We start from the raw sequence: 991 nt of genomic DNA on the forward strand, positions 1-991 counted from the left end.
CCGGGGCAATTGGTTATGTTGAAGGAGGCATGTCGAATGAGCATGTTACTACGGTCAGTATTCGCTAAGGCCGTTTTAGCGGTTGTGCTGGGTGGAACTTCTTTAGTTTCTTTCGCTACGGAAGCTAAGAAATATCTAGTGGATCATATCAATTGGCACGGTTTTGTTAGTCAAAGCTTTGTTTTAACCGATGAAAATGATTTTTTGGGTTCTAGTTCTGATGGTAGCTTTAAATACAATAGTGTTGGTTTAAACGGGTCTTGGAAGGCGACGAACTCTTTACAGTTTTCCATGCAGGGTCTTTACAAACAGATTGGTAACGGCGAGCCAAAAGGTACTAGACTTGATTTTGCGATACTTGATTGGCGGCTTTTTGATGATTTTGAATATGGTTTAGGTTTAAGAGCAGGGCGTTTAAAGAATCCGTTTGGCTTCTTTAACGAAACTAGAGATGTTGCAGTAACACGTCCTAGCTTACTGTTGCCTGAGTCTATTTATATTGATTACTTGCAAGAGATATTACATTCATCAGATAGTATAGGGCTTTATGGGCACCGGGAATTCCAGAGCGGTACGTTGTCGTTTAGTACTGCTTTTGGTGAGCCGATTTTTAATAGTCATAGTGTTGAGTCAATCTTAAGTACGAAAACCTCTGGTAGCTTCGATAATGAGCGCGCTAGCTTTACGAGGCTGTCTTTTGAACCCGGTTCTGGTGCGTGGCGCACTGCGCTTTCTTATGTTCAATTAGATGCTGATTTTACACCGGGAGCAGGGGAAACGTTTCAAGATCTTACTGTCACCCCTCCACTGTTTGAGGGTGAGCTTGGCCTAAAAGCATTGATGCTTTCTTTTGAACTCAGTATTGATAAATGGCGCTTCACAACTGAAATCCAACGACGAGATATCGAAGTAGATAACATTTTTGCTGGCAATAAAAATGTGGAAAAGTTTATTGGTTATTACGTTCAGGTAGATTATCAACTATCACCTA

General features: G+C 41.2%; 1 pseudogene. It reads left to right on the top strand.

From position 1 onward, the window contains the following. Nucleotides 1–36: 36 nt before the first annotated feature. Nucleotides 37–991: pseudogene (locus tag A3756_RS23815) on the top strand (hypothetical protein); the annotation flags it as partial.

The organism is Oleiphilus sp. HI0086 (genome assembly GCF_001635225.1).